Origin of the sequence: Bradyrhizobium sp. 199, from assembly GCF_023073355.1 — a bacterium.
Classification (GTDB): domain Bacteria; phylum Pseudomonadota; class Alphaproteobacteria; order Rhizobiales; family Xanthobacteraceae; genus Bradyrhizobium.
The window spans coordinates 178,854-205,163 of the sequence record NZ_JADPJI010000006.1 but is presented as its reverse complement, the minus strand read 5'-3'; the positions used below and the strand labels follow the sequence as shown (position 1 = coordinate 205,163).

Here is a 26,310-nt window from a genome sequence, read left to right as displayed (position 1 = left end):
CTAAAGAGAGTTCGCATGTCTCCTGATCTTCTCAAGCTCATCTTCGGCCGGCTCGGCTTCGAATCGCTACCGCTGCACGAGCCGATCGTCGTCGGCACCTTCGCGGTGGTCGCGCTCGGCGGCGCCGCGCTGCTCGGCGGTCTCACCTATTTCCGCCTCTGGGGCTATCTCTGGCGCGAGTGGTTCACCACCGTCGATCACAAGCGCATCGGCATCATGTACATGATCCTCGGCATCGTGATGCTGCTGCGGGGTTTTGCCGATGCGCTGATGATGCGCGGCCAGCAGATGCTGGCCTTCGGCGGCTCCGAAGGCTATCTCAACGCCCATCATTACGACCAGGTTTTCACCGCCCACGGCGTGATCATGATTTTCTTCGTGGCGATGCCGCTGGTCACGGGCCTGATGAACTATGTCGTGCCGATGCAGATCGGCGCGCGCGACGTCTCGTTCCCGTTCCTGAACAATTTCAGCTTCTGGATGACGGTCGGCGGCGCGGTGCTGGTGATGGCCTCGCTGTTCATCGGCGAATTCGCCCGCACCGGATGGCTGGCTTATCCGCCGCTGTCGAATATCGGGTACAGTCCCGATGTCGGCGTCGATTATTACATCTGGGCGCTGCAGGTCGCAGGCGTCGGCACGACATTATCCGGCATCAACCTGATCTGCACCATCGTCAAGCTGCGCTGCCCCGGCATGACCATGATGAAGATGCCGGTCTTCACCTGGACCTCGCTCTGCACCAACGTCCTGATCGTCGCCTCCTTCCCCGTCCTGACCGTCGTGCTCGCGCTGCTGTCGCTCGACCGCTATGTCGGCACCAATTTCTTCACGAACGATTTCGGCGGCAGCCCGATGATGTACGTGAACCTGATCTGGATCTGGGGCCATCCCGAGGTCTACATCCTCGTTCTCCCCGCCTTCGGCATCTTCTCCGAGGTGACCTCGACCTTCTCCGGCAAGCGGCTGTTCGGCTACACCTCGATGGTCTACGCCACGGTCGTCATCACCATCCTGTCGTACCTGGTCTGGCTGCATCATTTCTTCACGATGGGCTCTGGCGCCAGCGTCAACTCGTTCTTCGGCATCACCACGATGATCATCTCGATCCCGACGGGCGCGAAGATGTTCAACTGGCTGTTCACGATGTATCGCGGACGCATCCGCTACGAGCTGCCGATGATGTGGACGATCGCCTTCATGCTGACCTTCGTGATCGGCGGCATGACCGGCGTGCTGCTGGCGGTGCCGCCAGCCGACTTCGTGCTGCACAACAGCCTGTTCCTGATCGCGCACTTCCACAACGTCATCATCGGCGGCGTGGTGTTCGGCGCCTTTGCCGGCATCACCTACTGGTTCCCGAAAGCGTTCGGCTTCAAGCTCGATCCGTTCTGGGGCAAGCTGTCGTTCTGGTTCTGGGTCACCGGCTTCTATCTCGCCTTCATGCCGCTCTACGTGCTCGGCCTGATGGGAGTCACCCGCCGCCTGCGTGTGTTCGACGATCCGTCTTTGCAGATCTGGTTCGTCATTGCCGCGATCGGAGCCGGTCTCGTGCTCCTGGGCATCATGTGCATGCTGATGCAGTTCGCGGTCAGCTTCCTCAAGCGCGAGCAGCTCAAGGACGTCACGGGCGATCCCTGGGATGCGCGCACGCTGGAATGGGCGACCTCTTCGCCGCCGCCGGACTATAACTTCGCCTTCACCCCCGTCGTTCACGACAATGACGCGTGGTGGGACATGAAGCGCCGGGGCTATCAGCGTCCGCTCACCGGATTCAGGCCGATCCACATGCCCAGCAGCACCGGCACGGGCATCATCCTTGCCGGCCTCGCCACCGCGATGGGATTCGGCCTGATCTGGTACATCTGGTGGCTGGCTGCCGTGAGCTTCATCGCGATGCTCGCTGTCGGGATCGGTCACACCTTCAACTATCACCGCGACTTCGACATTCCGGCTGAAGACGTCATCCGGGCCGAGGACGCGCGCACCAAACTGCTCGCCGGAGCCAAGTAAATGACGATCGCTATCAATCCCTCTCAAACCGGCGGACCGGTCTTCTACGTCGCCGACGAACACCCGCATCCGGAAGGCTGGAGCACCTCGCTCGGCTTCTGGATCTACCTGATGAGCGACTGCCTCATCTTCGCGATCCTGTTCGCCACCTTCGGCGTGCTCGGCGGCAATTACGCCGCCGGCCCGGCGCCGAAGGACCTGTTCGACCTCAACCTGGTCGCGGTGAACACCTCGATGCTGCTGCTGTCGTCGATCACCTACGGCTTCGCCATGCTGACGATGCAGCAGAACAAGGTCGCGCAGACGCAGATCTGGCTGGCGGTCACCGGCCTGTTCGGCCTCGCCTTCATCGGCATCGAGCTCACCGAGTTCGCCCACATGATCCACGAGGGTGCGACGCCCCAGCGTAGCGCCTTCCTCTCCGCGTTCTTCACCCTGGTCGGCACCCATGGCCTGCACGTCTCCTGCGGCCTGATCTGGCTGCTGACGCTGATGGTACAGGTCCAAAAGTTCGGTCTGATCGAAGCCAACCGCCGCCGTCTGATGTGCCTGTCGATGTTCTGGCACTTCCTCGACGTGGTCTGGATCGGCGTCTTCACTTTCGTCTATCTCCTGGGAGTTCTGCGGTGAACACCGATACTCATGCAGCTGGCGTGGATCATCATCACAACGGCGACAGCCACGCTCATGGCTCGTTCTCGACCTATATGCTCGGCTTTGTGCTCTCGGTCGTGCTGACCGCGATCCCGTTCTGGCTGGTGATGAGCGGCGCGCTGCCGAATAAGCAGATCACCGCGCTCGTCATCATGGCCTTTGCGGTCGTGCAGATCGTCGTGCACATGATCTACTTCCTGCACATGAACACGACGTCCGAGAACGGCTGGAGCATGATGGCGCTGATCTTCACCGTCGTCATGGTGGTGATCGCGCTGTCGGGTTCGCTGTGGGTGATGAGCCACCTCAACAGCAACATGATGCCGATGCACCAGATGAGCGGAATGAAGTGAGCGAGATCAGGACCGTGCCGAGCAAGGGAAGAGGGACGCGTGGCCATGCTGCGCGACCCTCGCTGTGGCTCACGGTCCTCTCGCTCACGGTGTTCATGACCCTGATCGCGCTCGGCGTCTGGCAGATTGAACGGCGCGCCTGGAAGCTGGCGCTGATCGACCGTGTCGAGCGACGGGTTCATGCCCCCGCGGTGCCGATCCCCTCGCCCGCTTCGTGGTCCGCGGTCTCCGCCGCAAACGACGAATACAGGCATGTCAGCGTCGCCGGCCGCTTCCTGCATGATCGCGAGACGCTGGTGCAGGCCGTCACCGAGGAGGGCCCGGGCTATTGGGTGCTGACGCCGCTTCTGCGCGACGACGGCACGCAGGTCCTGGTCAACCGCGGCTTCGTACCGGCGGAGCGGCGCGAGGCGTCGACCCGCCAAAGCGGCAATCCGAATGGCCAGGTCGAGCTCAGCGGCCTGCTCCGCATGACGGAGTCCAAGGGCGGGTTCCTGCGAAACAACGTGCCCCAGCACAACCGCTGGTACTCGCGGGACGTCGCCGCGATCGCGGCGGCCCGCGGTCTCCACGATGTCGCGCCGTTCTTCGTGGATGCCGGCGCCGGATCACAAATTGCCGGCGGTCCGATCGGCGGATTGACCGTCATCCGGTTTCCCAATAACCACCTGATCTACGCGCTGACGTGGTTGGCCCTGGCCTTCATGCTGGCCGGTAAACTCTTCGTCACATTCGGCGGCGGGCTGGTCCGGCGCAAGCGCTTCGTCCACGAACCGGTCGGTGGCCCAGATGCCGCCGCGCGCAGGACGGGATCAGATGCTGGAACGATCGTCGAACAGGCCTGACGACGGGAAGCCGCTTTCCCAAACACTTCCTCATGGCGGGCTGGCCGTCACGCTGCAATCGCAGGCGGATGCGCGCGGCGAGTTGCTCGGCGCTGCCCCGACTGACGACGAGACCAATCGCAAGAACATGGCGCTGCTGATCCAGCTGCGCTGGACCGCGGTCGTCGGCCAGATCGTGACCATCGGCGGCGTGCATTTTGGGCTCGGCATCCCCTTGCCTTTGGAGCGGATGGGCGCGGTGATTGGCGCGCTTGTGCTGCTCAACGTCTCGAGCCTCATCTGGGTACGCCATCGCGCCGCGATCACCAACAACGAACTGCTGGTCGCCTTGATGCTGGATGTCGCCGCGCTGACCGCGCAGCTTTACCTCTCTGGCGGCGCCACCAACCCTTTCACCTCGCTGTTCCTGCTTCAGGTGACGCTCGGCGCTGTGCTGCTCGATGCCCGCTCGACGTGGTCGCTGGTCGCACTGACCTGCGCGAGTTTTGTCTGGCTGACGCTGGCTTACCGCCCGCTGGATCTGCCGCCCAACCCGTTGAGCGAGACTTACACGCTCACTGTCGCCGGCATGCTGGTGGGCTTCGTGCTCAATGCCGTGTTGCTGGTCGTGTTCGTCACCCGCATCAATCGAAACCTGCGCGAGCGCGATGCGCACCTGGCGGCGTTCCGCCAGCATGCGGCCGAGCAGGACCACATCGTGCGCATGGGCCTGCTCGCCTCCGGCGCGGCGCACGAACTCGGCACGCCGCTGGCCTCGCTCTCGGTGATCCTCAGCGATTGGCGCCGCATGCCGGATCTTGCCGCCGATCAGGAGCTTGCCGAGGACCTCGCGGAAATGGAAACCTCGCTGCAGCGCTGCAAGTCGATCGTGACGGGCATCCTGGTGTCGGCGGGCGAAGCGCGCGGCGAAGGCTCCTCGCCGACGACGGTGACAGCGTTCGTGACCGCATTGGTCGACGAGTGGCGTGACGCGCGCTCGGCACGGACGCTCTACTTCGTCAATACGTTCGGCACGGACGTTGCGATCGTCTCCGACATTGCGTTGAAGCAGGTCATCTTCAACGTGCTCGACAACGCCTATGAGGTCTCGCGCGAATGGGTCGAGCTTGTGGCCGAGCGCGAGGCCGACAACCTCGTGCTGTCGATCAGCGATCGCGGCCCGGGCTTTGCGCCGGAGATGCTGGCGCAGCTCGGAAAGCCCTATCAGTCGAGCAAGGGCCGCGCCGGCGGCGGGCTCGGCCTGTTCCTGGTGGTGAACGTGGTGCGCAAGTTGGGGGGCACCGTGACCGCCGAGAACCACAGGAAGCGGGGCGCCACCGTGCGCCTGACGCTGCCGCTCGCAACGCTTGCGATCGGAGGCAATTTTGACGCCTGACCGTTCGCTCATCGTCGTCGAGGACGACGCAGGCTTTGCGCGCACCCTGAAACGCTCATTCGAGCGCCGGGGCTATGATGTCGTGCTGGCCGCTTCCATCGAAGAGGTGCGGCAGGCGCTGGACGAGCGCTCCTTCGGCCATGCCGTGGTCGACCTCAAGCTCGGCGGTGCCTCGGGCCTTGCCTGCGTCGAGCTCCTGCACACGCATGATCCGGACATGCTGATCGTCGTGCTCACCGGCTTTGCCAGCATCTCCACCGCCGTCGAGGCGATCAAGCTGGGCGCCTGCCATTATCTGGCAAAGCCCTCGAATACCGACGACATCGAAGCCGCCTTCACCAAGGCCGCGGGAAACACCGAAGTCGCGCTGGATGCGCGGCCGACCTCGATCAAGACGCTGGAATGGGAGCGCATCCACCAGACCCTGATCGAAACGGATTTCAACATTTCGGAGGCGGCGCGCCGCCTCGGCATGCACCGGCGCACCCTGGCAAGGAAGCTCGAGAAGCGGCCGGTGAAGTAGGGAGGAGCGGATCGAGCTCCCTCCTCCTCCCCTCGTGGCGGCTATTTGCCGAACCGCGCGATGACGTCGGCGAGCGCAGCATGGCCTGTGCAGAATCCCGCGCCCGGATTGGCATCCCCGTTCTCCAGAGCAGTGGCGTAGACGACGGCAGAATCAGCTTCGAGGCGCTCTCGCAGCGCCTCCAGCTTCGGCCAGCGGCGCCGCTCCGCCACGGCGTGGAAGTCGAGCCAGCGTGCCACGCCTATGAGCAACGCGTCAGCCAGCGTCGGCCTGTCGCCGAGCAGGAAGCGCGTCCCTTCGATTAATTGTTCGAGCTTGTCGTGGCGCTCGATCACCTTCGCTGTACCAAAATCCCGCAGAGCCGCCTTTGTGGCCGGCTCCATCGCTTTGCCTTCCAGTGCGGCCCAAAGCGGCGAGAAGGCAGCCGTAAAGCCGGTATTCACGAACGCCATGAGCTGATGCATGCGGTCGGCTTGCGGCGACAGCGGATCGAAGCTGATGCGCCGTTCGACGTCCCTGGATTCGAGCCAGCTCGCGATCGCCATCGTTTCCGTCAGCACCGCACCTTGTTCCGTGATGAACGCGGGCGTCTCGTGTCGCGGATTGATTCGGGCGTATGACGGGCTCTGCATCTCGCCCAGCATATCGACACGGCACAGCCGATATGGCCTCCCCAGCCATTCGAGAGCCGCAACGAGTCCCATGGAGCTTCCCATCGGGAAGCCGTAGATTAAGATCGGATCCATGATCCATTCTCCGTGATTTCTGATGATCACGCTGCGCAGCGTTGCGCGGACCCTAGTCGCTCGCCGCACCAAGTAAATTACGAACTTTTTTGTAACCTGGAGTCGCCGATGAAAGATCTCGTCTCGAGATGCCCCATCGAGGAAGTAATGCAGATCCTGAGCGGGCGCTGGCCCACGCTTCTGATCTACTATTTGAAGCAGGGCACCAAACGGTTCAGCGACTTGCGCCGGGACAATCCGACCATCTCGCACAGAATGCTGACGCTCGAGCTGCGCAAGCTGGAGGACGCCGGTATCGTCACCCGCACCGAGTTCGACGGATATCCGCTGCGGGTCGAGTATGACCTGACCTCCGCAGGTCACACGCTCGTGCCGTTGATCGACGCATTGGGCGATTGGTGGTCGACCGTTGCGGCCGCAGCCGGCGAACAAGGCCGCGAGACCGGGATCGGCGCGTCACGTAACGCGATCTGACACGCCGCCGAAGAGGACAGCCATCCGTCCAAACGAAAAGCCCGGCCGAACGGCCGGGCTTTGATCTGTTGCGATCGACGCGACGAAGCTGCTTACGCGGCCTCGTCGGCGACGGCGGTGCCGTCGCCATCGGTTTCGTCGCTATCGCCCTCGGCATCCGTGTCGGCTTCGCCTTCGGCGGCTTCCGCCTTGGCGTTGCGGCGCGGGCTCTTGGCGAGCTGGGCTTCGATTTCCTTGACCGCTTCGGTCTCGGTCGAGTGCTGCACCACCGCGATCTCGCGGGAGAGACGGTCGAGCGCCGCTTCGTAAAGCTGACGTTCGCTGTAGGACTGCTCCGGCTGCGACTCCGAGCGATAGAGGTCGCGCACGACTTCCGCGATCGCGACGATATCGCCCGAATTGATCTTCGCTTCATATTCCTGCGCGCGGCGCGACCACATGGTGCGCTTGACGCGGGCGCGGCCCTTGAGAGTCTCCAGCGCCTTCTTCACCAGCGTCGGATCGGACAGCTTGCGCATGCCGACATTGGCGACCTTGGCGGTCGGCACCCGCAGCGTCATCTTGTCCTTGATGAAGTTGATGACGAACAGCTCGAGCTTGGCACCGGCGATCTCCTGCTCCTCGATGGCCAGGATCTGGCCGACGCCGTGGGCGGGATAGACGACGAATTCGTTGGCTTTGAAGCCCTGGCGCTGGGTCACGACCTTCTTTTCCTCGATCTTCGGAGCAGCAGCGGGCTTGGCGGCCGGCTTGGCAGCGGCGACAGGAGCCTTGGCAGGAGCAGCAGCAACGGGAGCCTTCGGCGCGGCGGGCTTGGCAGCGGGAGCCTTGACCGCAGGAGCCTTGGCAGTCACAGGTTTGGCGGCAGGTTTGGCAGTCACAGGCTTCGCAGTCACAGGCTTCGCAGTCACAGGCTTGGCAGCAGGCTTAGCAGCGGTCGCTTTCGCGGCCGGTTTGGCAGTCTTGTGAGGCATTGCGCTTCTTTTGTTCTTCGAGGACTTTGCAGCCGGCGCCTTCGTCGCGGTCCGACCCTTGGATGCGCTACGGCTGGCCGCGGCGACTTTTTTGGCCTCCTTGTGGGAAGCCCTCGCTGAAGTACTCTTTTTACGCGTTTTCTGTGACACAGCCTGCGCGCGGAAACTGCCACGCCCCTGTTCGACATTTGATTCACGGGAACCCAGAGGGGCCAACGCGGCTGACGGGGTTCGGCTCAATGTGCCCAATATAGCACATTTCCCGCAAAAATCAATGATTTAGGGGTCTTCAGGGCTGGTTTTCGGCCGCAACGCCGCTATTAGGGTTAAGTTTGGGCCCGATTTAGTCGCCGGAGCCGGGGTTCGCAGAAAAATATTTCTCGAACTTGCCTTCCTTGCCGTCGAAATCCTTGGCGTCGGCAGGTGATTCTTTCTTCTGGGTGATGTTCGGCCAGCTCTTGGCGTAGTCGGCGTTGACCTGGAGCCACTTTTCCAGGCCCGGTTCCGTGTCCGGCTTGATGGCGTCGGCAGGGCATTCCGGCTCGCACACGCCGCAATCGATGCACTCGTCGGGGTGGATGACGAGCATGTTGTCACCCTCGTAGAAGCAGTCGACCGGGCAGACCTCGACGCAGTCGGTGTACTTGCACTTGATGCAGTTTTCAGTGACGACGTAAGTCATCCAACGCTCCGAAAAGCTCTTTTAAAAGTCGCGGCTTGCGTAGCGCGGATGGCCGGGCGCCGCAAGGTCGTGAAGGCCCGATCATGACACTTGTGTGCGCTTGATCGACCAAGAAATGAATGCGATGCGCAATTAATTGCGCGCGCCGAGCTCTTCATAGAGCACCCGCGCCGAGGCAGCATCGCCGCGGCGTTCGTTGAAGGCCATCACCTTCAAGACGCGCACCGTGCGGTCGAGCGCGATGGTGAGCACATCGCCAATCTTGACCGCGTGACCCGGCGAGGTCTCGCGGGCGCCGTTGATGCGGACGTGGCCTTTTTCGACGAGCTCAGCGGCCGAGGTGCGCGCCTTCACCACCCGCGCGTGCCACAGCCATTTGTCGAGGCGCTGCCGCTCGGTCGTCGTGGGTCACTCCTTGCGGCCGGCCAGCTGCTCTTTCAGCGCGGCGAGTTTTGCGAAAGGCGAGTTCGGATCGGCTGGACGATCGCGCTCGCGCGGGTTCGCGCTCGAGGCGTAGGGGCGCAGCGACGGACCGCCCTGGCGATCGCGGCCCTTGTCACGGTCGCGGCCACGGTTGTCACGGCCCTTGTCGCGATCTCCGCCGAATTTGCCCTTGTCGCGATCGCGTCCCTTGTTGTCGCGGTCCTTGCCCTCGAAGCGGCGGTTCTTGTCGTCGCGCCCCTCGGGACGCGGCGCGGCTTCGCCGCCACCTTCGCGCGGCTTGCGGAAGTCTCGGCCACCGTCCCTGCGAGGGCCGCCATGACGATGGCGCTCGTTGCGCTTCTCGCCATCGGCGGCTTGCGCGGCCCCGCCTTCGGCGGGCGCGGCACCTGCCTCGGCGCCGGCCTGCGGACGCGGCTGGTGGTGACGCTGGTTGCGATGGCGCTCGTGGCGCGGCTTGCGGTCGTCGTGACGGCCGCCGGGACGCCAGACCTCGATCAGTTCGGGCTCGGCAGGGGCTGCCGCAGCTTCGGGCGCGGCGGCATCGGCCGATGCAGCGGCTTCCGTTGCCGCGGTCTCGGCGGCAGCGGCTTCGAGGTCGGCAGCCTCGGGGGACGCAGCGGTCTCTTCCGCCGGCGGCGCAATGCCGGGAGCGTCTTCGGGTGTGACGGGCGCCTCAGGGGAAGCTTCCAGCGCCGGCTCGGCCTCGGGAGCTTGCCCGTCCTGCTGCTCCATGCCGGGAGCGTCTTCGACGGTGACGGCTTCAGCGGCGGCTTCGGTGGATGCCTCCTCGGGCAGGCCGGCGACGGCCTCCGCTGCGGTCTCGGTCGAGACCTCGGTCGACGTCTCGGCGCTGCCTTCAACGGGCGGCGTCTCTGCCGCGACCGTTTCAGGCACGACCTGCTCGGCCACGACAGGCTTCTGCGGCAGCGGCGGGCGCTTCTCCATGCGATAGCCGAGGGCACGCAGGACCGACGCAAAATCCTCGCCTGCGGAGCCCGTCAGCGAGGTCATCGCCTGCGTCACCACGAAGCTGCGGCCATCGAAGGCGCCGGCCGGCTTTTCGCCGGACGCGTTCGCGCGCCAGGCCAGCGCGGGGCGGATCAGATCTGCAAGGCGCTCCAGAATGTCGACGCGCACGGCGCGCTCGCCAGCCTGCTTGTAGCCGAGCACGCGATAGGCATCGCGCGGCAGCGCCTTGTCGACCGGGAACGAGGTGCGGCCCGAAGATGCCAGATGCTGCGCGCCCGACAGGGAGGAAAGATCGACATTGTCCTGCTTCAGCGCCCACAGCAGCGCGGCCAGCGCACGCGCGGCGGGCTTGAGCAGGCCGGGGAAATAAATGTGATAGGCGCCGAAACGGACGCCGTATTTGCGCAAGACCGCGCGCGAGGGCTGGTCGAGATCCTTCAGCTCGTTGGCGATCTTCGGACGCTCGAGCACGCCGAGCGCCTCGACGAGCTGATAGGCGATGCCGCGGGCGATGCCGGTGACGTCCTCGGCCCTGGACAGCTCGAACATCGGCCCGAGCAGCTTCTCGATATGCGTCTTGAGCCAGAGCTCGAGCCGGGCCTGCACCTTCTCGCGGGGGCCGCCGGTCAGGCGCTCGTCGGAGATGATGCGAATGCGCGGATGCAGCGCGTCCTCTGCGGCAGACAGCCGCGCCACGGCATCGCCGGTCCAGCGGATGATGCCTTCCGAAGTCAGCACGAACTGATCGTCCGGCGCATTGCCGAGCCGTTCGGCGCGCGTGTTGATCTCGCCGGCGAGCACCGCTTGCGCTGCAGCCTGCAAGGCTTTCGCATCGGAGCCGGCTTCCGCCGCATCCGGTGCAAAGGTGAAGCCATCGAGACGGCCGATGACATGGCCTTCGACGATGACTTCGCCGGTCTTGCCGATTTCAGTATTCAAGCTCGTGTTCTCCCGCAGGCGGCGCATCAATACACTGGTCCGGCGATCAACGAAACGCTCAGTCAAGCGTTCATGGAGCGCATCCGATAATTTATTTTCGACCTCCCGCGTCACCCCCTGCCAGCGTTCGGGGTCTTTCAGCCAGTCCGGGCGGTTGGCGACGAAGGTCCAGGTGCGGATCTGCGCGATCCGGGCCGACAGCGTGTCGATGTCGCCGTCGGTGCGGTCGGCCTGGGTGACCTGGGCTTCGAACCAGGCGTCGGGGATGCAGCTCTTGCGCATCAGGAAGCCGTAAAGGGTCGTCACCAGCTCGGCATGGGCGGCTGGCGACAGTTTTCGGTAGTCCGGGACCTGGCAGGCCTCCCACAACCGCTCCACCGCCTCTTTGCCATGTGCGATATCGCGCACCTCGGCGTCGCGGGCGGCATGATCGAGCACGCGCATGTCCTCGGCGATCGGCGCGCGCGTCAGCGCCTCGTGGCCGGGGGCGAGGTTCAGCGCGACCTGGAGCGCGCCGAGCGAGGAGAAATCCAGCTTCGCGTTGCGCCATTGCAGCATCTTCACGGGTTCGAAGGTGTGGTTCTGCAGCGCGTTGACGAGCTCGGGCTCGAACGGCGCGCAGCGGCCCGTGCTGCCGAAGGTGCCGTTGCGTGTGGCGCGGCCGGCGCGCCCCGCAATCTGCGCGAATTCGGACGGCGTCAGGCGGCGGAACTGATAGCCGTCGAACTTGCGGTCGGAGGCAAAGGCGACGTGGTCGACGTCGAGATTGAGGCCCATGCCGACGGCGTCGGTGGCGACGAGATAATCGACGTCGCCGTTCTGGAACATCTCGACCTGCGCGTTGCGGGTACGCGGCGAGAGCGAGCCCAGCACCACGGCGGCGCCGCCATGCTGGCGGCGGATCAGCTCGGCGATGGCGTAAACCTCATCCGCCGAGAACGCGACGATGGCGGTGCGGCGCGGCTGGCGCGTGATCTTGCGGTCGCCGGCGAATTCGAGCTGCGACAGCCGCGGCCGCGTGATCATGGAGACGCCCGGCAACAGGCGTTCGATGATCGGGCGCATGGTGGCCGCGCCCAGCAGCAACGTCTCGTCGCGGCCGCGGCGGTTGAGGATGCGATCGGTGAAGACGTGGCCGCGTTCGAGATCGCTAGCGATCTGGACCTCGTCGACGGCGAGGAAGGAGAGATCGAGGTCGCGCGGCATCGCCTCGACGGTCGAGACCCAATAGCGCGGGTTCTTCGGCTTGATCTTCTCCTCGCCGGTGACGAGCGCAACCGCCTCGCTGCCGACCCGGCCCGCGATCTTGTTGTAGACCTCGCGCGCCAACAGCCGCAGCGGCAGCCCGATCATGCCCGAGGGATGCGCAAGCATCCGCTCGATGGCGAGATGGGTCTTGCCGGTATTGGTCGGCCCGAGCACCGCAGTGACGCCCGCACCGGGTGCGCGCTCGGAGGCGAAGGGGGAGGAAGAAAAAGCCATGTCTGGGGATTAGGTAATGGCGATTTGGGCGAATGTCAGTGCCCTTTTGGGGCGGCGGCGGGACTGGCTGTTGCTCCTCATCGCGGGGAGCGCGTCAGCGCGTCTCAAGGATGAAGGCCCGGCTGGCGCCATCGAGCGAGCCAAGCCCCCTCGCCCTTCGAGACGGCCGCTTGCGCGGCCTCCTCAGGGTGAGGGGCACACCGACGGGTTGGAAGCATCGTCCCCAAACCTCTCGCAACTGTCTCACTTTGCGACGCTTTTCCCGTTGGTCTTAAGCTTCGGAACGGCTCTAGAACGAATCGCGGCCGAATCGCTGACTCCAGATTGAGTCCCGTTCCGTTCACGCCAGATGTCGCGGCAGTCTTGTCGGGCGCAACTAGATGGAGTTTCGGGCCGCCGTACAAGTGACGTTTCGATGGCGGTCAGCGTTAAGTTGGGGACGGCACGGAGTCGAATCAGAATCGGCGTGGAGTCAATGGATTCCCCGGCAGGTGGGGCCCCCTAACTCACTTTCGCGAAAACAACCCCATGCACAGTAGGTATGTGGTTGAAATAGCTGGATTTCCTAGCCGCTCTTTGGAGGCGGTCCGGGACCAGCTGAGGTCGCCCGTGGGCCGGCGCGCAATCGAGGAAAGCGAAACGCACGGGGTGGGGTGATCTCGCCGCACGAGCAGTCTTGGTGTGGAGAGATCACCCCACCCCGCTCGCGCTGCGCGCGATCGACCCTCCCACAGGAGAGGGTAAGCAGACCACCACCGCCCTACTGCGTCTTCGCCACCTTTGGCGGCTGGGCTGTGGTGATGAAGCTGGTGGCTTCCAGCATGGCCGGGCCGAGCGGCGTCGGCACTTTCAGCCAGAACGGGACCAGGATGCGGGTGCCGGCGACCGGGGCGAAGGCGATCTCGATATTGCGCTGGGCGGCGAGGTATTTGATCACGGGGCGGTCGGGGATGTAGCCGGCGACGGGGACGAAATAGAGCGAGCAGACCACGACCGGGCCCTTATAGCCCTTCTCCGCCTTCACGGTCTCCATGCGCTTGAAATCGAGCTTGAGATCGTAGCGCATGCGGCCGTCGAACACGGGGGCCGAGCTGTGACAGGCCTCGGGCGTAACGGGATCGCCGGTGCCGGGCACGCGCAGCAGCGAGGCCGTCATGGGGTCCCAGACGCCGCGGCGATGCGCCTCGGTAACGACGATGCGGTCCGGATCGACCGGCGGCTCCGGCAGGATCGCAAAATCCTTCACATTGCCCTTGTCGAGCGTGATGCGGATCTCTTCGGTCTTCTTCTGGGTGGTGGTGGAGGCCTGGTAGCCGGTCGCAACCAGCGCGCCGCCAACGACGCGGCCTTGGCTAGCGCCGGTGCCGGACCCGCCCGTGAACGATTTCAAAAGCCCGCTGGTGCCGCCCGCGGCGGCCGCCGAATACACGTCGTCCTGGATGTCGATATTCCAGCCGCCCTTGCCCACGGGTATGCCTGACAACGAGGCCTCATATTGCGCCTCGAGCTTGCCCTGCGCCGCCGCCGGCGCCGCGCCCCAGGCCAACGCGAGGCCGCAAAACGCCGTCAGCCAGCCCGCAAGGCGCAGGCGGACTGAGCGCGTTTCTGGCGCAAGAGCGGACGTTGTGGGCACGAAACAATCCAATTGGGGCGCGATGGCTGTTACTTAAGCCAAAAACCGCGGCAAGCAATGTGGCGCTAGCGGGACGAGCCGGGAACTCCACCGGACTCTTCGGCGGCGAATGCGCCCTTTATGTGATGGTAAGGCGCGACAAACACTGCCGTTTTGGTGATCGGTAACCGCGGGTGCTGTAACCTCTCCCGCGTGCGGGAGAGGTCGCGCGAAGCGCGGGTGAGGGCTTTCTCCTCTGGGGGGCACCATCCGTAGTGGCGTCTCGCCCCGAGGAGAGAGCCCTCTCCCCAACCCTCCCCCGCGCTCCGGGGAGGGAGCGCACCACTCGTGCGGCCCCGAATCCCCGCCCAAAACCTTGACGGCCCGCCCCTTCCCCCCTATACGTCCGCCGCTCCCTGCAAGGACAAAAGAATTTGCCCCCGTGGCGCCCAGAATGGCGGCCGCACCCGTTGGGGGTTCAGGATAAGGATTTTTGCCATGTCTCGCCGCTGCGAACTGACGGCCAAGGGCCCCCTCGTCGGCCACAAGGTCAGCCACTCCAACATCAAGACCAAGCGCCGCTTCCTGCCGAACCTCGTCAACGTGACGTTCATCTCGGAAGCCCTGGAGCGCAACGTGCGCCTGCGCGTCTCCACCAACGCGGTCAAGAGCGTCGACCACAATGGCGGCCTCGATGCCTTCCTGCTCAAGGCCAAGGCCGACGTCCTGTCGCCGCGCGCCCTCGATCTGAAGCGCGCCATCCAGAAGAAGGTCGGCCCGACCGCCGCGCCGGCGAAGAAGGCCAGCTAAGAGTTTTACCGTTAGGCCGGGGGCTAGGTTGCGTCGCGTGGCGTAGGCTTAGCCAGTTGAGAGTTTTGCGTTGCGGCCGGATCGGAAGATCCGGCCGTTTTTGTTGGTGCGGCAAAGTCAGGGCCGAGTGGCGATTAGAGCCGAGTACATACGATCCACATAAGGCTGCACCAACATGTTCACATCGCCGAATTCTCTCGGCGTCAAAAAATGGTATGGCTCCTCAAGCCTCACAATCTGATCAAACTTCTCCTGCGTATCCGTCTCGATCGCCAAGATGACTTGAGCAGCCTCCGGCATCTCGTTCGCTACGTATTTGATCATTCGAGGCAGATTTTCTTCGTCTTGTCCAAGCTGCTGGGGTGAATCAATGACCAACGGCATGGAGTACGAACCGTTGGAAGCAAAGCATGCACGCCAGAGGGCCGAATAATACGCCAGCACCGCGCGCGGCCCTCCACTACCAGACACATTTGGCCGGGCAGAAATCCTGATGCGACTAGTATCGATTAGGGGAACTTTCAAATCTAGCATTGCAGCCGAGTAAGAGGTTCTAAATATCGATAGAATTCCTTTTGTCCTGATCGGATCGGTCAACTCAGCCAACTTGCCCGATAAGGTGTCCAGCGCACTGAGCGCAGCATCAATTTGCCCCTTGAGCTTCGCTAGCTCTCCTTCGAAAGTCTGGAATGCTGACTCAGCTCCCATGCTTCGAACTACGTCACTAAACTCCAAGTCGCCTCGACGAGTACTGAGTATTTCTGACACAGTTTGGTAGCGTTGCTCCAACTTCGAAAGTTGGCTCTTTGTCGCCTCATGCGCCGTAGACGCCGCTTTAGCATCGCCTCTAACACGCACAACGAGCTCTCGTAGAACTCGAGCGTCTTCGGCATAGGTTAGCATCTCCAGGAACGACTTCTCATGTTCGACCCCACAAGTCGGACAGACAAGGTGCTCGTGAGGATCAGCCCTGAGAAAGGATGCATCACCCTCATATGTTGCCAGAGCTTCCATCGCGAGCTTAATCTGCAGGGACGCCATATCGATGGCTTCCTGCTCTCTGACCAGCTTATCGCGAAGCCGTTCTTGCTCCGCATTTAGTGCGGTTACCTCAGCTGTCAGGCGAGCGACGTCATGCTCGAATGCAATGGAAACAAGCTTCGGCTCCACGGGCGACAGAGCCTTTTCGAACCGTTCGCGAAAATTGGAAACGAGTTCTTGTTCTCGCTTGAGCTCGTCAAGATGACGCTGCTCAGACGTCTTCTCAGAATTCAGCTCGTACCACTCAGGAGGCTTCACTCCAGTGAAGTACTCCAAAATTGGTTGTATTGGAGCCTTATACTGCTGCATCCCAACAAATGTGTCCCATACTGACAACCAACTACCATCTTGATTTATATAGAAGGGCAGGAAGAGACACCTAGCATCAGCATCAACTCGCTTCCCCTTCTTATCAGAAAGAACGAGATTGAAGCCCGTCGCGGACTTCAAACTTTCTGTCCATTCTGAATGACTCGCGGCTGCCCCAACGAGATGACCTTCAGCACTGAACAGAGCGCGATATCCGTTTTGATGCAAAATGCGAAACCTCTTGCCATCAATACTAAACTCAAGAAGGCAAATTGCGTCCTTGTCCCATCTAGCTAGCGAGCCCTTCGGAGTCGCTCCAAGAGCAATGAAGATAGACTTAATCAGGGTCGACTTCCCGGTGTGGTTCAGTCCCACGATCAGATTGGTCTTCTTGAACTCGATCGATCTCGCGCCCTGTTCTTGCTTGGACAGAAGCCAAATATTTTCGAATCGGAAGCTTCTCATATGACTTTGTCCTAAGGCTCCGGATGAGCTTTCTCAGGCTTCGACCGCCCATTTAATCGCCCTTAATGCAAATTGAGCCTGGAGAAATGCGACAGGCCTTAGAGGAAAGATCGTTCGCAAGTGGTCTTCTCCTTCCCGGAAAAAGGGGAGTAGGGCTACCGGATCGACTTTGCCGCAAAGCCAATCGTCGCACGCACCAGCTATCTCGTCATCTTCGTGCGCATGGGAGCCCAGGACATTCCTTCGATAGATTGAAGCTGCGGACGAACGGATCCGCGTAATCTCGATATGCCCCATACCTTCCGATGAAAGCTGTATAAGCCAAAGATTCAAGTGTTCAAGAAGGTCAGGAATATCTTGAAGATCGGTGAGCGCACCGAGAAAATCAGAGCGCGAATACCCCCGTTGCGCCCTCAACTCCTCAAAGGTGGCGCAGGTATCTGTCTTTGCACCTAGCGGTCCAATCTTGGCCAATAGTGTATCAACCAAAGCCTTGGCTTGACCGGCGTGCGACGGGCTTCGCTTTGCAAGGAATGCATGGGCCACGCCCACGGTATAAGTTGCGCAATCGTCTACCGGAATAGCCACCCTTTCGACGTAGATCTTAGATAGATCTGGACTCGGCTCGCCTTTCGCCTGAAGTGTCGCAAGACCTTCAACTAGCAGCGCAGATAACTGCGGCGTCAGCTTTTCGAGTGGAACTGGCAATGAAGTTGCCGCGTTCGCTCCGCCCATTAACGCAAGATCACAGCCAACGTTCGAAATGAAATGCGCAGTCGCTGATAGCTTCTTGATTGCGTGCAAAGCAACATATATTCGTCCGAGGGGACTACCGGCGATCATCTCCAGAGGCTTTTTCTTCCGTGCTTTCGGCGCATGTAGCTTTGTTAAGCTGGACCATGTCCACTCGTTGCGGTCCTTCTTTTTCACTTGGAATATTTTGACGTTGGTGGGCGCTTGATCAGAATCAAAAAGAGCAATGTCCTGAATTGCCTCAAACAAGAAAAGAAAATCAGATGGCTCGACTGCCTCGAGCTCGAACATGCGTACGAGCGCCCAGTTGCGCTGAAATTCGACGCCCTTCTGATTGTGCGCCCCTCCCGTTTCAGAAAATGATTTGTTGTTAGCTAGCTCTAGAACTTCTCCAAAGGAGTCGACCGACATAATATGACACGTCCAGGTTGATCTAGGAACGATAGCTGTACAAATTCTAAGCAGTCAAGCACGCCCTTCGGCTACACTTTCATAGGCCGCTCGGGATGTGGTGGCGGCATGGCTCCAAATTCTCGCCCAGGCCGTTACGATCGTCGCGAAGACATCAACCGCGCTCCCATTTTCCGCTATACTCGCCCCGGTAGCATCACCCGGAGGCGCATCCCATGGAGCACGCAGCCACCCTCGATCGCAAGCCTGAGCCCAAGAACCTCGTCATCTGCTGTGACGGCACCGGCAACGAGATCTCGGAGAACATCTCCAACGTCCTGAAGCTGTATCGCTGCCTGCGCAAGACCGAGAAGACGCAGCCGCGGCAGATGGTGTTCTACGATCCCGGGGTCGGCACGGTGACGGAGCCGACGACGTGGCACCGGTTGAAAGCCAATATCAATCTGGTGCTGGGGCTCGCCACCGGCTATGGGCTCGATGACAATGTGCTCTCGGCCTATTGCTTCCTGGTTCAGCATTACGCGCCCGGCGACAGGATCTATCTGTTCGGGTTTTCGCGCGGGGCTTACACGGTTCGCGTGCTGGCGGGGCTGATCCACAAGGTGGGCCTGATCAGGCCGGAGCAGGCGAACCTCGCAGGCAGTGGCCTTGTCGCCTACAAGCAATATTCGGGCACCGGGCGCGGCAACGACATCGAGGACCTCAGCGGCGTCGCCTTCGACGAGCAGGGGCCGCTCCCCAAGGACGAATTCGATCTCGCCGCGCAGTTCGCGCGCATCACCTCGACGCGGTGGCCGACCATCCATTTTGTCGGCGTGTGGGACAGCGTGGCGAGCGTGATCGTGCCGCGCGCCGACCGGCTGTTCTGGCCGAGCCTGGAGGATCTCGCCTTCACGCTGCTCAACCCCAGCGTCGAGATATTCCGGCAGGCGATCGCGATCGACGAGCGGCGCTGCATGTTCCGCCTGACGCAATACAGGGAGCCGCAGGAGTTCTGGAGCAACCGCTACGTGCCGGATGAAAAGAAGGTGCCGCAGGACATTCTGCAGGTGTGGTTCGCCGGCGTGCACAGCGATGTCGGCGGCGGCTATCCCGAAGCCGAAAGCGGGGATTCGAAATATCCGCTGATCTGGATGCTGGAGGAGGCGGAGAAGGCCGGGCTGAACTTCAACCCGGCGACCATCAAGCAGCTCGCCTACGGCATCCAGCGCAAGAGCTCGCCGTTCCAATATGTCGCGCCGGCCTACACCGGCAAGACGGGCGTGCTGCACGATTCGATGACGGCGGGCTGGCGGCTGCTGGAATTCATTCCGAAGAGCGCAAAGTACCGGGAGTGGCCGGAGCGGAAGGTGCATTTCGGCTTCTACATCCCCAATTGCGAGCCGCGCCTGATCCCCGACGGCGCGCATGTGCATGAGAGCGTGTTGAAGCGGATGGCCGTGGAGCCGGAGTATCGGCCGGTGAATTTGCCGAAGGAGTATGTGACGGTGCCGATGCCGGTGGGGCCGGGGGTGGAGCTGGCGGCGGAGGAGATCGTGACGGGGTGATGGCGGGGGCATGCTCGTCGTCGCGATGGCGGGAATGAGACACGGGCTCGCGCCACCTCTTCCCTTCTCCCCTTGTGGGAGAAGGTGGCGCGCGAATGCGCGCCGGATGAGGGGTCTCTATCCGCAGGCGTACTCGCGGACACAGACCCCTCACCCGTCTCGCCGCTGATGCGGCGAGCCACCCTCTCCCACAGGGGGAGAGGGAAGCGCCCCACCCCGCTACCGCCGCTCTGTTCTTTCGCCGCTACTTTTCATTAAAATTCTCCGGCGCGCTTTAGCCGGATCGCATCATCTGCTGCCCATCATTGGGACAGATCATCCGCCGCGATCCCTGCGGCATTGGAGGAGAGTGCCAATGTATCCGCGCAAATATGCCCGCGTGAAACCGGCGGGGCTGGTGTCCCGCCAGGCCAAGATCATCACCGACGCGCGCGCGCCGGCCATCATTTGCACGTTGATCGACTATTCGCCCGGCGGGGCCTGCGTCGATCTCGGCGGCCAGGTGAAGATCCCCGATCGCTTCGAGCTGCTGCACGTCAACACCAAGAAGCGCTGCCGCATCGCGTGGAAGCGCGGCACGCGGGTGGGCGTGGTGTTCTGAAGGGAGAAGAGCGAGCTCGTTTCCCTCTCCCCTTGTGGGAGAGGGTGGCTCGCCGCAAAGCGGCGAGACGGGTGAGGGGTTCTCTCCGCGAGTCCAATGTTGACTTGAACTTGCCGAGCGAACCCCTCATCCGGCGCTTCGCGCCACCTTCTCCCACAAGGGGAGAAGGAAGAAGCCTACTTCCGCATCCTGGCTTTCGCGCCGGCGACGATCTGCATGGCGACGCCTGCGATCCAGCCGAACAGGACAAGCCAGGTCCAGCCCATGTGCGGATCGAGCCGGAGCACGATGACGAGGACGGAGACGAAGGCGGTGAGCGTGGCGCAGAGCGTGCCGGCGGAGCTCATCAGTTCGGCGGCGTCGATCTGGCCGTGCGCCTCGTCGAACGGCAGTTGCGGCGTGTCGATGCCGAGATAGAAGCCGACGAAGCCGAGCAGCATCATCAGCAGCAGGAAGCCCTGCGTGGTGAGCTGCGGGATCGCCGATCCGACATACGCGCCGACGAACAGCCCGCACGTCGCGCCCGCCATCGCAAGGCCGACGCGCTCGAAGATGTGAGCCGTTTTGCGAACACGAAAATGCATGGCGGGCCTCCGTGAGGCGTTGAGCGACGGAGGTTAGGCCAGTTTTGCGGGAGGTGGAAGCTGGCGAGAGTTACGGATGCGTGAGAGGGTGAGGCGAAAGCGCACGCCACAAATTCCGCTGTCGTCCCTGCGAACGCAGGGACCCATAACCACAGGAAGCAGTGTGGCCAAGATTCGAAGTTAAGTTGTCAACGCGCACTGCGGATCATCGAGAGATCACGCGGTATAGGTCCCTGCGTTCGCAGGGACGACGGTGGTGATTGCGGCGCGGGCACCGCGCCACATCTGTCGCGCGCGCTTGGTCTCTACCGCGCGCCAAACGTGGTCTTGCCGAACAGCGCCTTTTGCGTCGAGGGCTGCGAGCGCCAATATTGCGGTGGGGCCTCGACCTCGCCGCCGAGCTCGGCGGCGGCGTGCCAGGCCCAGCGCGGGTCGTAGAGCACGCCGCGGGCGAGCGCAACCATGTCGGCCTTGCCGCTTGCGACGATCTCTTCCGCCTGCTTCGGCTCGGTGATCAGGCCGACGGCGATGGTGGCAAGCCCGGTCTCGCGCTTGATGGCGTCGGCGAACTGCACCTGATAGCCGGGGCCGAGCGGGATCTTTTGCAACGGCGAGACGCCGCCGGAAGAGGCATCGATCCAGTCGACGCCGCGCGCCTTCAAGGCCCTTGCGAATTCCAGCGTTTGCGCCAGATCCCAGCCGCCCTCGATCCAGTCGGTCGACGACACCCGCATGCCCACCGGCTTGTCGTCCGGAAAGGCTGCGCGCACGGCATCGAACACTTCAAGCGGAAAGCGCATGCGGTTCTCGAGGCTGCCGCCATATTCGTCGGTGCGCCGGTTGGAGATCGGCGACAGGAATTGATGCAGGAGATAACCGTGCGCGCCGTGGACCTCGATGGCGTCGATGCCGAGCCGCGCGGCGCGCTTCGCAGAGTCGACGAAGGCCTCGCGGATGCGCTTGAGGCCCGCGCTATCCAGCGCCAGCGGGGCGGCCTCGCCCTCCTTGTGCGGCAGCGCCGACGGCGCCACCGTCTGCCAGCCGCCCTGCTCGACCGGAATCAGCTGGCCGCCGTCCCAGGGCCGCGCGCTGGAGGCTTTGCGCCCGGCATGGGCAAGCTGCATCGCGATCGCGGTGGAGGAATGCTTGCGCACCGAGGTGAGGATCTGCTTCAGCGCGGCCTCGCAGGCATCGCTGTAGAGCCCGAGACAGCCCGGCGTGATGCGGCCGATCGCCTCGACATGGGTCGCCTCGATGCAGAACATCGCCGCGCCCGACAGGCTGAGATTGTTGATGTGGGTGAAGTGCCAGTCGGTGGCGACGCCGTCGTCGGCCGAATACTGGCACATCGGCGACACCACGATGCGGTTCGAAAGCGTCAGGCCACGCAGCTTGATCGGGGAAAACAGGACGGACATGCGGGGGAGTTCCGGGCGATGAGAGGGATGAAAGCAATTGCATGAAGTGTAATGGGAGACACGCGGAATGCCAGTTGCGCGGACGGCATGGCCCCCTGCAGCGCCATGCATTGCGGGCGGGGTTTGGCGCCCAAAGCGCGATGCGATTAGGATGAATCGCACGCGCTTCAGGTTGTTGTTCAAGCACGATCTTTCCGGAAACCGCTGCGCACGTTTCCGGATCATGCTTTAGAGGCGTCCTCACTCGGTCAGCGTGAACTGCAGCAACAAGGTCCGCTGCAGCATCGAGAAATTGTCGTCGGAGATCAGCGTCAGCACGGTCTCGCCATCAGGCGTGACGTGGGCGTCGATGCCTTCCATGTTGTCGATCTCCTGGCCGAGATCGGCGACGAACAGCGCGGGGCCGTCGACCAGCGCGCCCGGCGCGATCGACTTCAGGGGGATCGCGCGGATGCGGATGTTGACGCCGGTGAACCAGGAAAACTTGCGCTCGAGGATCAGAAGCTCGCCGGAGGGCAGCAGCACGGCATCGCTGATGTCGTATTTCTCGATGCGGCGCACGCTGAACTGGCCGGGCGTGGGCCCACCGATCAGGAAGGCCGTGAGGTTGCCGTCGGCATCAAGCCCGCGCTCGGAGAAGGCGATCAGGCTGCCCGCGAGCGGCATGTTCTGGTCTTTGCCCTTATCCCCGTCCTTGGGCACGACGACCAGCGCCTCCAGCCCCTTGTTGGAGGGCAGCTTGCGCACGCCCGCCGGCACCGCGATCGCCTCGCCGCGCGCAGCCATGCCGCCTTTGGAAAAATCGTAGCGCAGGATCTGGTTGACGCGCTCGAGCCCGACATAGACGACATTGCCGTCGCGCGCGATCGCTTCCGAATCCCACCACAGGCGTTTTTCCGTGATCGGCCGCCCTTCCGCGCCGAGCAGCGGCGCGGCCGTGACGTCATCGAGCCCGGCCATGTTGCGGCCGGAATAGCGGATGCGGCCGGTGAACCAGCCGCCCTGGTCGGAGACCGCGAGGAAGCGCTCGCCCCTGGCATCCAGCCGGATGCCGGACAATCCGCCAAAGCCGCGATAGGGCGAGGTCAGCACCAGGCCGCTGCGATAGTCCAGCGAGCCAAACCGCGTGCGCGCGCGGTCACGCGGCTCGAAATTGGGAATGGCGCGCGCGTTGACCTCGATGCCGACGGGCTCGGAGACGGCGCGCTCGTTCTGCAGCGCGCGCGGCGGCGGCTCGGCCGTGGCTTGCGCCCTCGCGAGGCGAGAGCTTGCGAGAGTGGAAAATCCCGCCGCCGCATGCTTGAGAAAGCTGCGGCGGGATGAGTGCGTGCTCACGAATGCAATTTGCGTCGCGGGCGACCGGCCGGCTGGGTTGGCGCGGTGTTGGTCTCGCTGAAGAGTTCGGCGAGCTTCTCGGTGATGGCGCCGCCGAGCTCTTCGGCGTCCACGATCGTCACCGCGCGGCGATAATAGCGCGTCACGTCATGGCCGATGCCGATCGCGATCAGCTCGACCGGCGAGCGGGTCTCGATCTCCTCGATGATGTGGCGCAGATGCCGCTCGAGATAGTTGCCGGGATTGACCGACAGCGTGGAATCGTCGACCGGCGCACCGTCCGAGATCATCATCAGGATCTTGCGTTGCTCGGCCCTCGCCAGCAGGCGCTTGTGCGCCCAGTCCAGCGCCTCGCCGTCGATGTTCTCCTTCAGCAGCCCCTCGCGCATCATCAGCCCGAGATTTTTTCGCGCACGGCGCCAGGGCGCGTCGGCCGACTTGTAGATGATGTGGCGGAGATCGTTGAGGCGGCCGGGATTGGCCGGCTTGCCGGCGGCAAGCCACGCCTCGCGCGATTGCCCGCCCTTCCAGGCGCGCGTGGTGAAGCCCAGAATCTCGACCTTGACGCCGCACCGCTCCAGCGTGCGGGCGAGAATGTCGGCGCAGGTGGCGGCGACCGTGATCGGGCGTCCGCGCATCGAGCCGGAATTGTCGAGCAGCAGCGTCACCACGGTGTCGCGGAACGTCGCCTCCTTCTCGTGCATGAAGGACAGCGGGTGATAGGGATCGGTGACGACGCGCGACAGGCGCGCGGGATCGAGGATGCCCTCTTCGAGGTCGAACTCCCAGGCGCGATTCTGCTGCGCCATCAGGCGGCGCTGCAGGCGATTGGCGAGGCGCGCGACGATGCCTTGCAGATGCGCCAGCTGCTTGTCGAGATAGGCGCGCAGGCGCTCCAGCTCGTCATGGTCGCAGAGGTCTTCGGCGGCGATGACCTCGTCGAATTTCGGCGCGAAGGCGTGGTATTCCGGCCCGCGCGGCTCGTTCTTGCCGTGCGAGTTCGGACGCGTCGCCTCGCCCGGCGTCTCGTCGTCGCCGAGCTCGCCGTCGTCGAAGCTGTCGGAGGTCGAGGCCTGCGCGCTTTCCATCGCGCTCTCGCTCATCTCCTCTGATGATGCCTGCGCCTGGTCGGCGCTCATCTCCTGGGCGGCGTCGGAATCGGGCGAGCCTTCGGCGCCGGACTGGTCGTTGTCGCCGTCCTGGTTCTCGTCGTTGTCGTCATCGTCTTCGCTGTCGGCGCTGCGCTCGTCGCCGATCTCGAGGGCGGTCAACAGATCATGTACGGCATCGCCGAACCGGGTCTGGTCCTCGACCACGGTGTCGAGCCGGTCGAGCCGCTTGCCGATCTTGTCTTCGAGAATGGGACGCCAGAGATCGACCATTTTCTTCGCGGCGGTCGGCGGCGCCATGCCAGTGAGGCGCTCGCGCACCAGCATCGCCAGCGCGTCCGCGAGCGGAGCGTCGGCGCGGTCGGTGATCTCGTCGAACTTGCCGCGATGGAAATGGTCGTCGAGCATCGCGGTGAGGTTTTTCGCAACGCCCGCCATGCGGCGCGCGCCGATCGCCTCGACCCGGGCCTGCTCCACCGCCTCGAACACGCCGCGCGCCTGCGGATTGCCCGGCATCAGCTTGCGATGCAGCTTGGCATCGTGACAGGCGATCTTGAGCGCGATGGAATCGGCATGGCCGCGCACGATCGCGGCGTCACGCTTGGTCATCTTGCGCGCGGGTTCAGGCAGCCGCGCCTTGCCCGGCGCAAGGCCGGGCCGCTCGGCAGCGAAGGAGACCTCGAGCTCCGGCGTCTTGGCGATCGCCTTGAGGCAGGAGGCGACCGAGCGCTTGAACGGCTCGGTCGGCGCTTCCTTGGTATTGCGGAATTTGGAGTTGGAGGTGGTCATGTCACCTTGATCCGTCGTCCCGGCGAAGCGGGACGACACACCGGGAGAAATTCAGCTGAGCGCCACGTTGACTGCCGATTCCGGCAGCTCCGCGTTGAAGCAGCGCTGGTAGAACTCGGCCACCAGCGGACGCTCGAGCTCGTCGCATTTGTTGAGGAAGGTGACCCGGAATGCAAATCCGATATCGCCGAAGATGTCTGCGTTCTCGGCCCAGGTGATCACCGTGCGCGGGCTCATCACCGTCGACAGATCGCCGTTGGCGAAGGCGTTGCGGGTGAGATCGGCAAGGCGCACCATCTTGTTGACGATGTCGCGACCCTCAGTGGTGCGATAGTGCTTGGCCTTGGCCAGCACGATCTCCACTTCCTCGTCATGGCTGAGATAGTTCAGCGTGGTGACGATCGACCAGCGGTCCATCTGACCCTGGTTGATCTGCTGGGTGCCGTGATAGAGGCCCGAAGTGTCGCCGAGGCCGACGGTGTTGGCGGTCGAGAACATGCGAAACGCCGGATGCGGCTTGATCACCTTGTTCTGGTCGAGCAGCGTCAGGCGTCCCGAGACTTCCAGCACGCGCTGGATCACGAACATCACGTCGGGGCGGCCGGCGTCGTATTCGTCGAACACCAGCGCGACGTTGTGCTGCAGCGCCCAGGGCAGGATGCCGTCGCGGAATTCGGTGACCTGCTTGCCGTCGCGGACCACGATGGAATCCTTGCCGACGAGATCGATACGGCTGATATGGCTGTCGAGGTTGACGCGCACGCAGGGCCAGTTCAGGCGCGCCGCGACCTGCTCGATATGCGTGGATTTGCCGGTACCGTGATAGCCGGTCACCATCACGCGGCGGTTGCGGGCAAAGCCGGCGAGAATGGCAAGCGTGGTGGCGCGGTCGAAGCGGTAGTCGGAATCGACTTCGGGCACGTGAGGATCGACTTCGGAATAGGCGGGCACCTCGAGATCGCTGTCGATCCCGAACACCTGCCGCACCGACACCTTCATGTCGGGCAGACCGGAAACTTCCTCAACTTTGGACATGGCGGCGGTCGTCATCAA

Annotated in this window: 22 protein-coding genes and 1 pseudogene; 10 read left to right on the top strand and 13 right to left on the bottom strand. The window is 63.4% G+C overall.

Annotated elements, in window-relative coordinates; translation table 11 throughout:
* Positions 1 to 15 precede the first annotated feature (15 nt).
* From cyoB to IVB28_RS21335, 6 genes are read left to right on the top strand one after another with little or no spacing between them, the layout of a single operon-like run.
* Positions 16 to 2,013: a cytochrome o ubiquinol oxidase subunit I gene (gene cyoB / locus IVB28_RS21360; protein ID WP_247528835.1), complete on the top strand. Its 1,998-nt coding sequence runs from the start codon at positions 16 to 18 to the stop codon at positions 2,011 to 2,013.
* Entirely contained in the window at positions 2,014 to 2,643 is a 630-nt protein-coding gene (gene cyoC / locus IVB28_RS21355; protein ID WP_247528834.1) for a cytochrome o ubiquinol oxidase subunit III, read from the top strand.
* On the top strand, positions 2,640 to 3,020 hold the full coding sequence (gene cyoD, locus IVB28_RS21350; protein ID WP_247528833.1) for a cytochrome o ubiquinol oxidase subunit IV: 381 nt from the start codon (positions 2,640 to 2,642) through the stop codon (positions 3,018 to 3,020). The genes cyoC and cyoD overlap by 4 nt, the downstream gene beginning before the upstream one ends.
* The gene (locus IVB28_RS21345; RefSeq protein WP_247528832.1) at positions 3,017 to 3,865 is read left to right on the top strand and encodes an SURF1 family protein; all 849 of its coding nucleotides are present in this window, start codon (positions 3,017 to 3,019) and stop codon (positions 3,863 to 3,865) included. The genes cyoD and IVB28_RS21345 overlap by 4 nt, the downstream gene beginning before the upstream one ends.
* Positions 3,837 to 5,240: an ATP-binding protein gene (locus tag IVB28_RS21340; RefSeq protein WP_247528831.1), complete on the top strand. Its 1,404-nt coding sequence runs from the start codon at positions 3,837 to 3,839 to the stop codon at positions 5,238 to 5,240. The genes IVB28_RS21345 and IVB28_RS21340 overlap by 29 nt, the downstream gene beginning before the upstream one ends.
* Positions 5,230 to 5,763, top strand: coding sequence for a response regulator transcription factor (locus IVB28_RS21335; protein WP_247528830.1), 534 nt, complete (start codon positions 5,230 to 5,232; stop codon positions 5,761 to 5,763). The genes IVB28_RS21340 and IVB28_RS21335 overlap by 11 nt, the downstream gene beginning before the upstream one ends.
* Positions 5,764 to 5,804: 41 nt before the next feature.
* Here the strand turns inward: IVB28_RS21335 and IVB28_RS21330 are convergent, their stop codons facing one another.
* On the bottom strand, positions 5,805 to 6,509 hold the full coding sequence (locus IVB28_RS21330) for a glutathione S-transferase family protein (RefSeq protein WP_247529116.1): 705 nt from the start codon (positions 6,507 to 6,509) through the stop codon (positions 5,805 to 5,807).
* A gap of 108 nt (positions 6,510 to 6,617) precedes the next feature.
* Here IVB28_RS21330 and IVB28_RS21325 point away from each other — a divergent pair, with 108 nt between their 5' ends.
* Positions 6,618 to 6,983: a helix-turn-helix domain-containing protein gene (locus IVB28_RS21325; protein WP_247528829.1), complete on the top strand. Its 366-nt coding sequence runs from the start codon at positions 6,618 to 6,620 to the stop codon at positions 6,981 to 6,983.
* 92 nt (positions 6,984 to 7,075) lie between these two features.
* On the opposite strand, the gene IVB28_RS21320 is transcribed toward IVB28_RS21325, so the two are convergent.
* The 5 genes and pseudogenes from IVB28_RS21320 to IVB28_RS21300 all read right to left on the bottom strand — a co-directional run bounded on the left by IVB28_RS21320 (position 7,076) and on the right by IVB28_RS21300 (position 14,043).
* The gene (locus IVB28_RS21320; protein WP_247528828.1) at positions 7,076 to 7,957 is read right to left on the bottom strand and encodes a CarD family transcriptional regulator; all 882 of its coding nucleotides are present in this window, start codon (positions 7,955 to 7,957) and stop codon (positions 7,076 to 7,078) included.
* 343 nt (positions 7,958 to 8,300) lie between these two features.
* On the bottom strand, positions 8,301 to 8,639 hold the full coding sequence (gene fdxA / locus IVB28_RS21315) for a ferredoxin FdxA (RefSeq protein ID WP_247528827.1): 339 nt from the start codon (positions 8,637 to 8,639) through the stop codon (positions 8,301 to 8,303).
* A 132-nt stretch (positions 8,640 to 8,771) separates the two neighbouring features.
* Positions 8,772 to 9,035: pseudogene (locus IVB28_RS21310) on the bottom strand (RNA-binding S4 domain-containing protein); the annotation flags it as partial.
* A 12-nt stretch (positions 9,036 to 9,047) separates the two neighbouring features.
* A complete protein-coding gene (locus IVB28_RS21305) occupies positions 9,048 to 12,473 on the bottom strand; it encodes a helicase-related protein (RefSeq protein ID WP_247528823.1) in 3,426 nt (1,141 codons plus the stop codon).
* 760 nt (positions 12,474 to 13,233) lie between these two features.
* Positions 13,234 to 14,043, bottom strand: coding sequence for a DUF3108 domain-containing protein (locus IVB28_RS21300; protein ID WP_247529115.1), 810 nt, complete (start codon positions 14,041 to 14,043; stop codon positions 13,234 to 13,236).
* 540 nt (positions 14,044 to 14,583) lie between these two features.
* On the opposite strand from IVB28_RS21300, the gene rpmB reads away from it, so the two are divergent.
* Positions 14,584 to 14,895, top strand: a complete 312-nt coding sequence (rpmB, locus tag IVB28_RS21295; RefSeq protein ID WP_247528821.1) for a 50S ribosomal protein L28 — start codon at positions 14,584 to 14,586, stop codon at positions 14,893 to 14,895.
* A 117-nt stretch (positions 14,896 to 15,012) separates the two neighbouring features.
* Here the strand turns inward: rpmB and IVB28_RS21290 are convergent, their stop codons facing one another.
* Entirely contained in the window at positions 15,013 to 16,710 is a 1,698-nt protein-coding gene (locus IVB28_RS21290) for an AAA family ATPase (protein WP_247528819.1), read from the bottom strand.
* A gap of 33 nt (positions 16,711 to 16,743) precedes the next feature.
* Positions 16,744 to 17,874 carry a dsDNA nuclease domain-containing protein gene (locus IVB28_RS21285; RefSeq protein ID WP_247528817.1) on the bottom strand — a complete coding sequence of 377 codons (1,131 nt, stop codon included), beginning with the start codon at positions 17,872 to 17,874 and terminating at the stop codon, positions 16,744 to 16,746.
* A gap of 215 nt (positions 17,875 to 18,089) precedes the next feature.
* Between IVB28_RS21285 and IVB28_RS21280 the strand changes: the two genes are divergently transcribed.
* Both IVB28_RS21280 and IVB28_RS21275 read left to right on the top strand, forming a co-directional pair.
* A complete protein-coding gene (locus IVB28_RS21280; protein WP_247528815.1) occupies positions 18,090 to 19,421 on the top strand; it encodes a DUF2235 domain-containing protein in 1,332 nt (443 codons plus the stop codon).
* A gap of 355 nt (positions 19,422 to 19,776) precedes the next feature.
* Positions 19,777 to 20,022: a PilZ domain-containing protein gene (locus IVB28_RS21275; protein WP_247528814.1), complete on the top strand. Its 246-nt coding sequence runs from the start codon at positions 19,777 to 19,779 to the stop codon at positions 20,020 to 20,022.
* Between the two features lie 176 nt (positions 20,023 to 20,198).
* Here IVB28_RS21275 and IVB28_RS21270 read toward each other — a convergent pair whose 3' ends face one another.
* The 5 genes from IVB28_RS21270 to cobS all read right to left on the bottom strand — a co-directional run bounded on the left by IVB28_RS21270 (position 20,199) and on the right by cobS (position 26,307).
* Positions 20,199 to 20,606 (bottom strand): hypothetical protein, encoded by a 408-nt coding sequence (locus IVB28_RS21270; RefSeq protein WP_247528813.1) that lies wholly within the window; start codon positions 20,604 to 20,606, stop codon positions 20,199 to 20,201.
* Between the two features lie 305 nt (positions 20,607 to 20,911).
* A complete protein-coding gene (locus IVB28_RS21265) occupies positions 20,912 to 22,024 on the bottom strand; it encodes an NADH:flavin oxidoreductase/NADH oxidase (protein WP_247528812.1) in 1,113 nt (370 codons plus the stop codon).
* Between the two features lie 240 nt (positions 22,025 to 22,264).
* Positions 22,265 to 23,359, bottom strand: a complete 1,095-nt coding sequence (locus tag IVB28_RS21260; protein WP_247528811.1) for an esterase-like activity of phytase family protein — start codon at positions 23,357 to 23,359, stop codon at positions 22,265 to 22,267.
* Entirely contained in the window at positions 23,356 to 25,257 is a 1,902-nt protein-coding gene (cobT, locus tag IVB28_RS21255; protein ID WP_247528810.1) for a cobaltochelatase subunit CobT, read from the bottom strand. Before cobT ends, IVB28_RS21260 begins: the two co-directional genes overlap by 4 nt.
* 51 nt (positions 25,258 to 25,308) lie before the next feature.
* A complete protein-coding gene (cobS, locus tag IVB28_RS21250; protein WP_247528809.1) occupies positions 25,309 to 26,307 on the bottom strand; it encodes a cobaltochelatase subunit CobS in 999 nt (332 codons plus the stop codon).
* Positions 26,308 to 26,310: the final 3 nt, after the last annotated feature.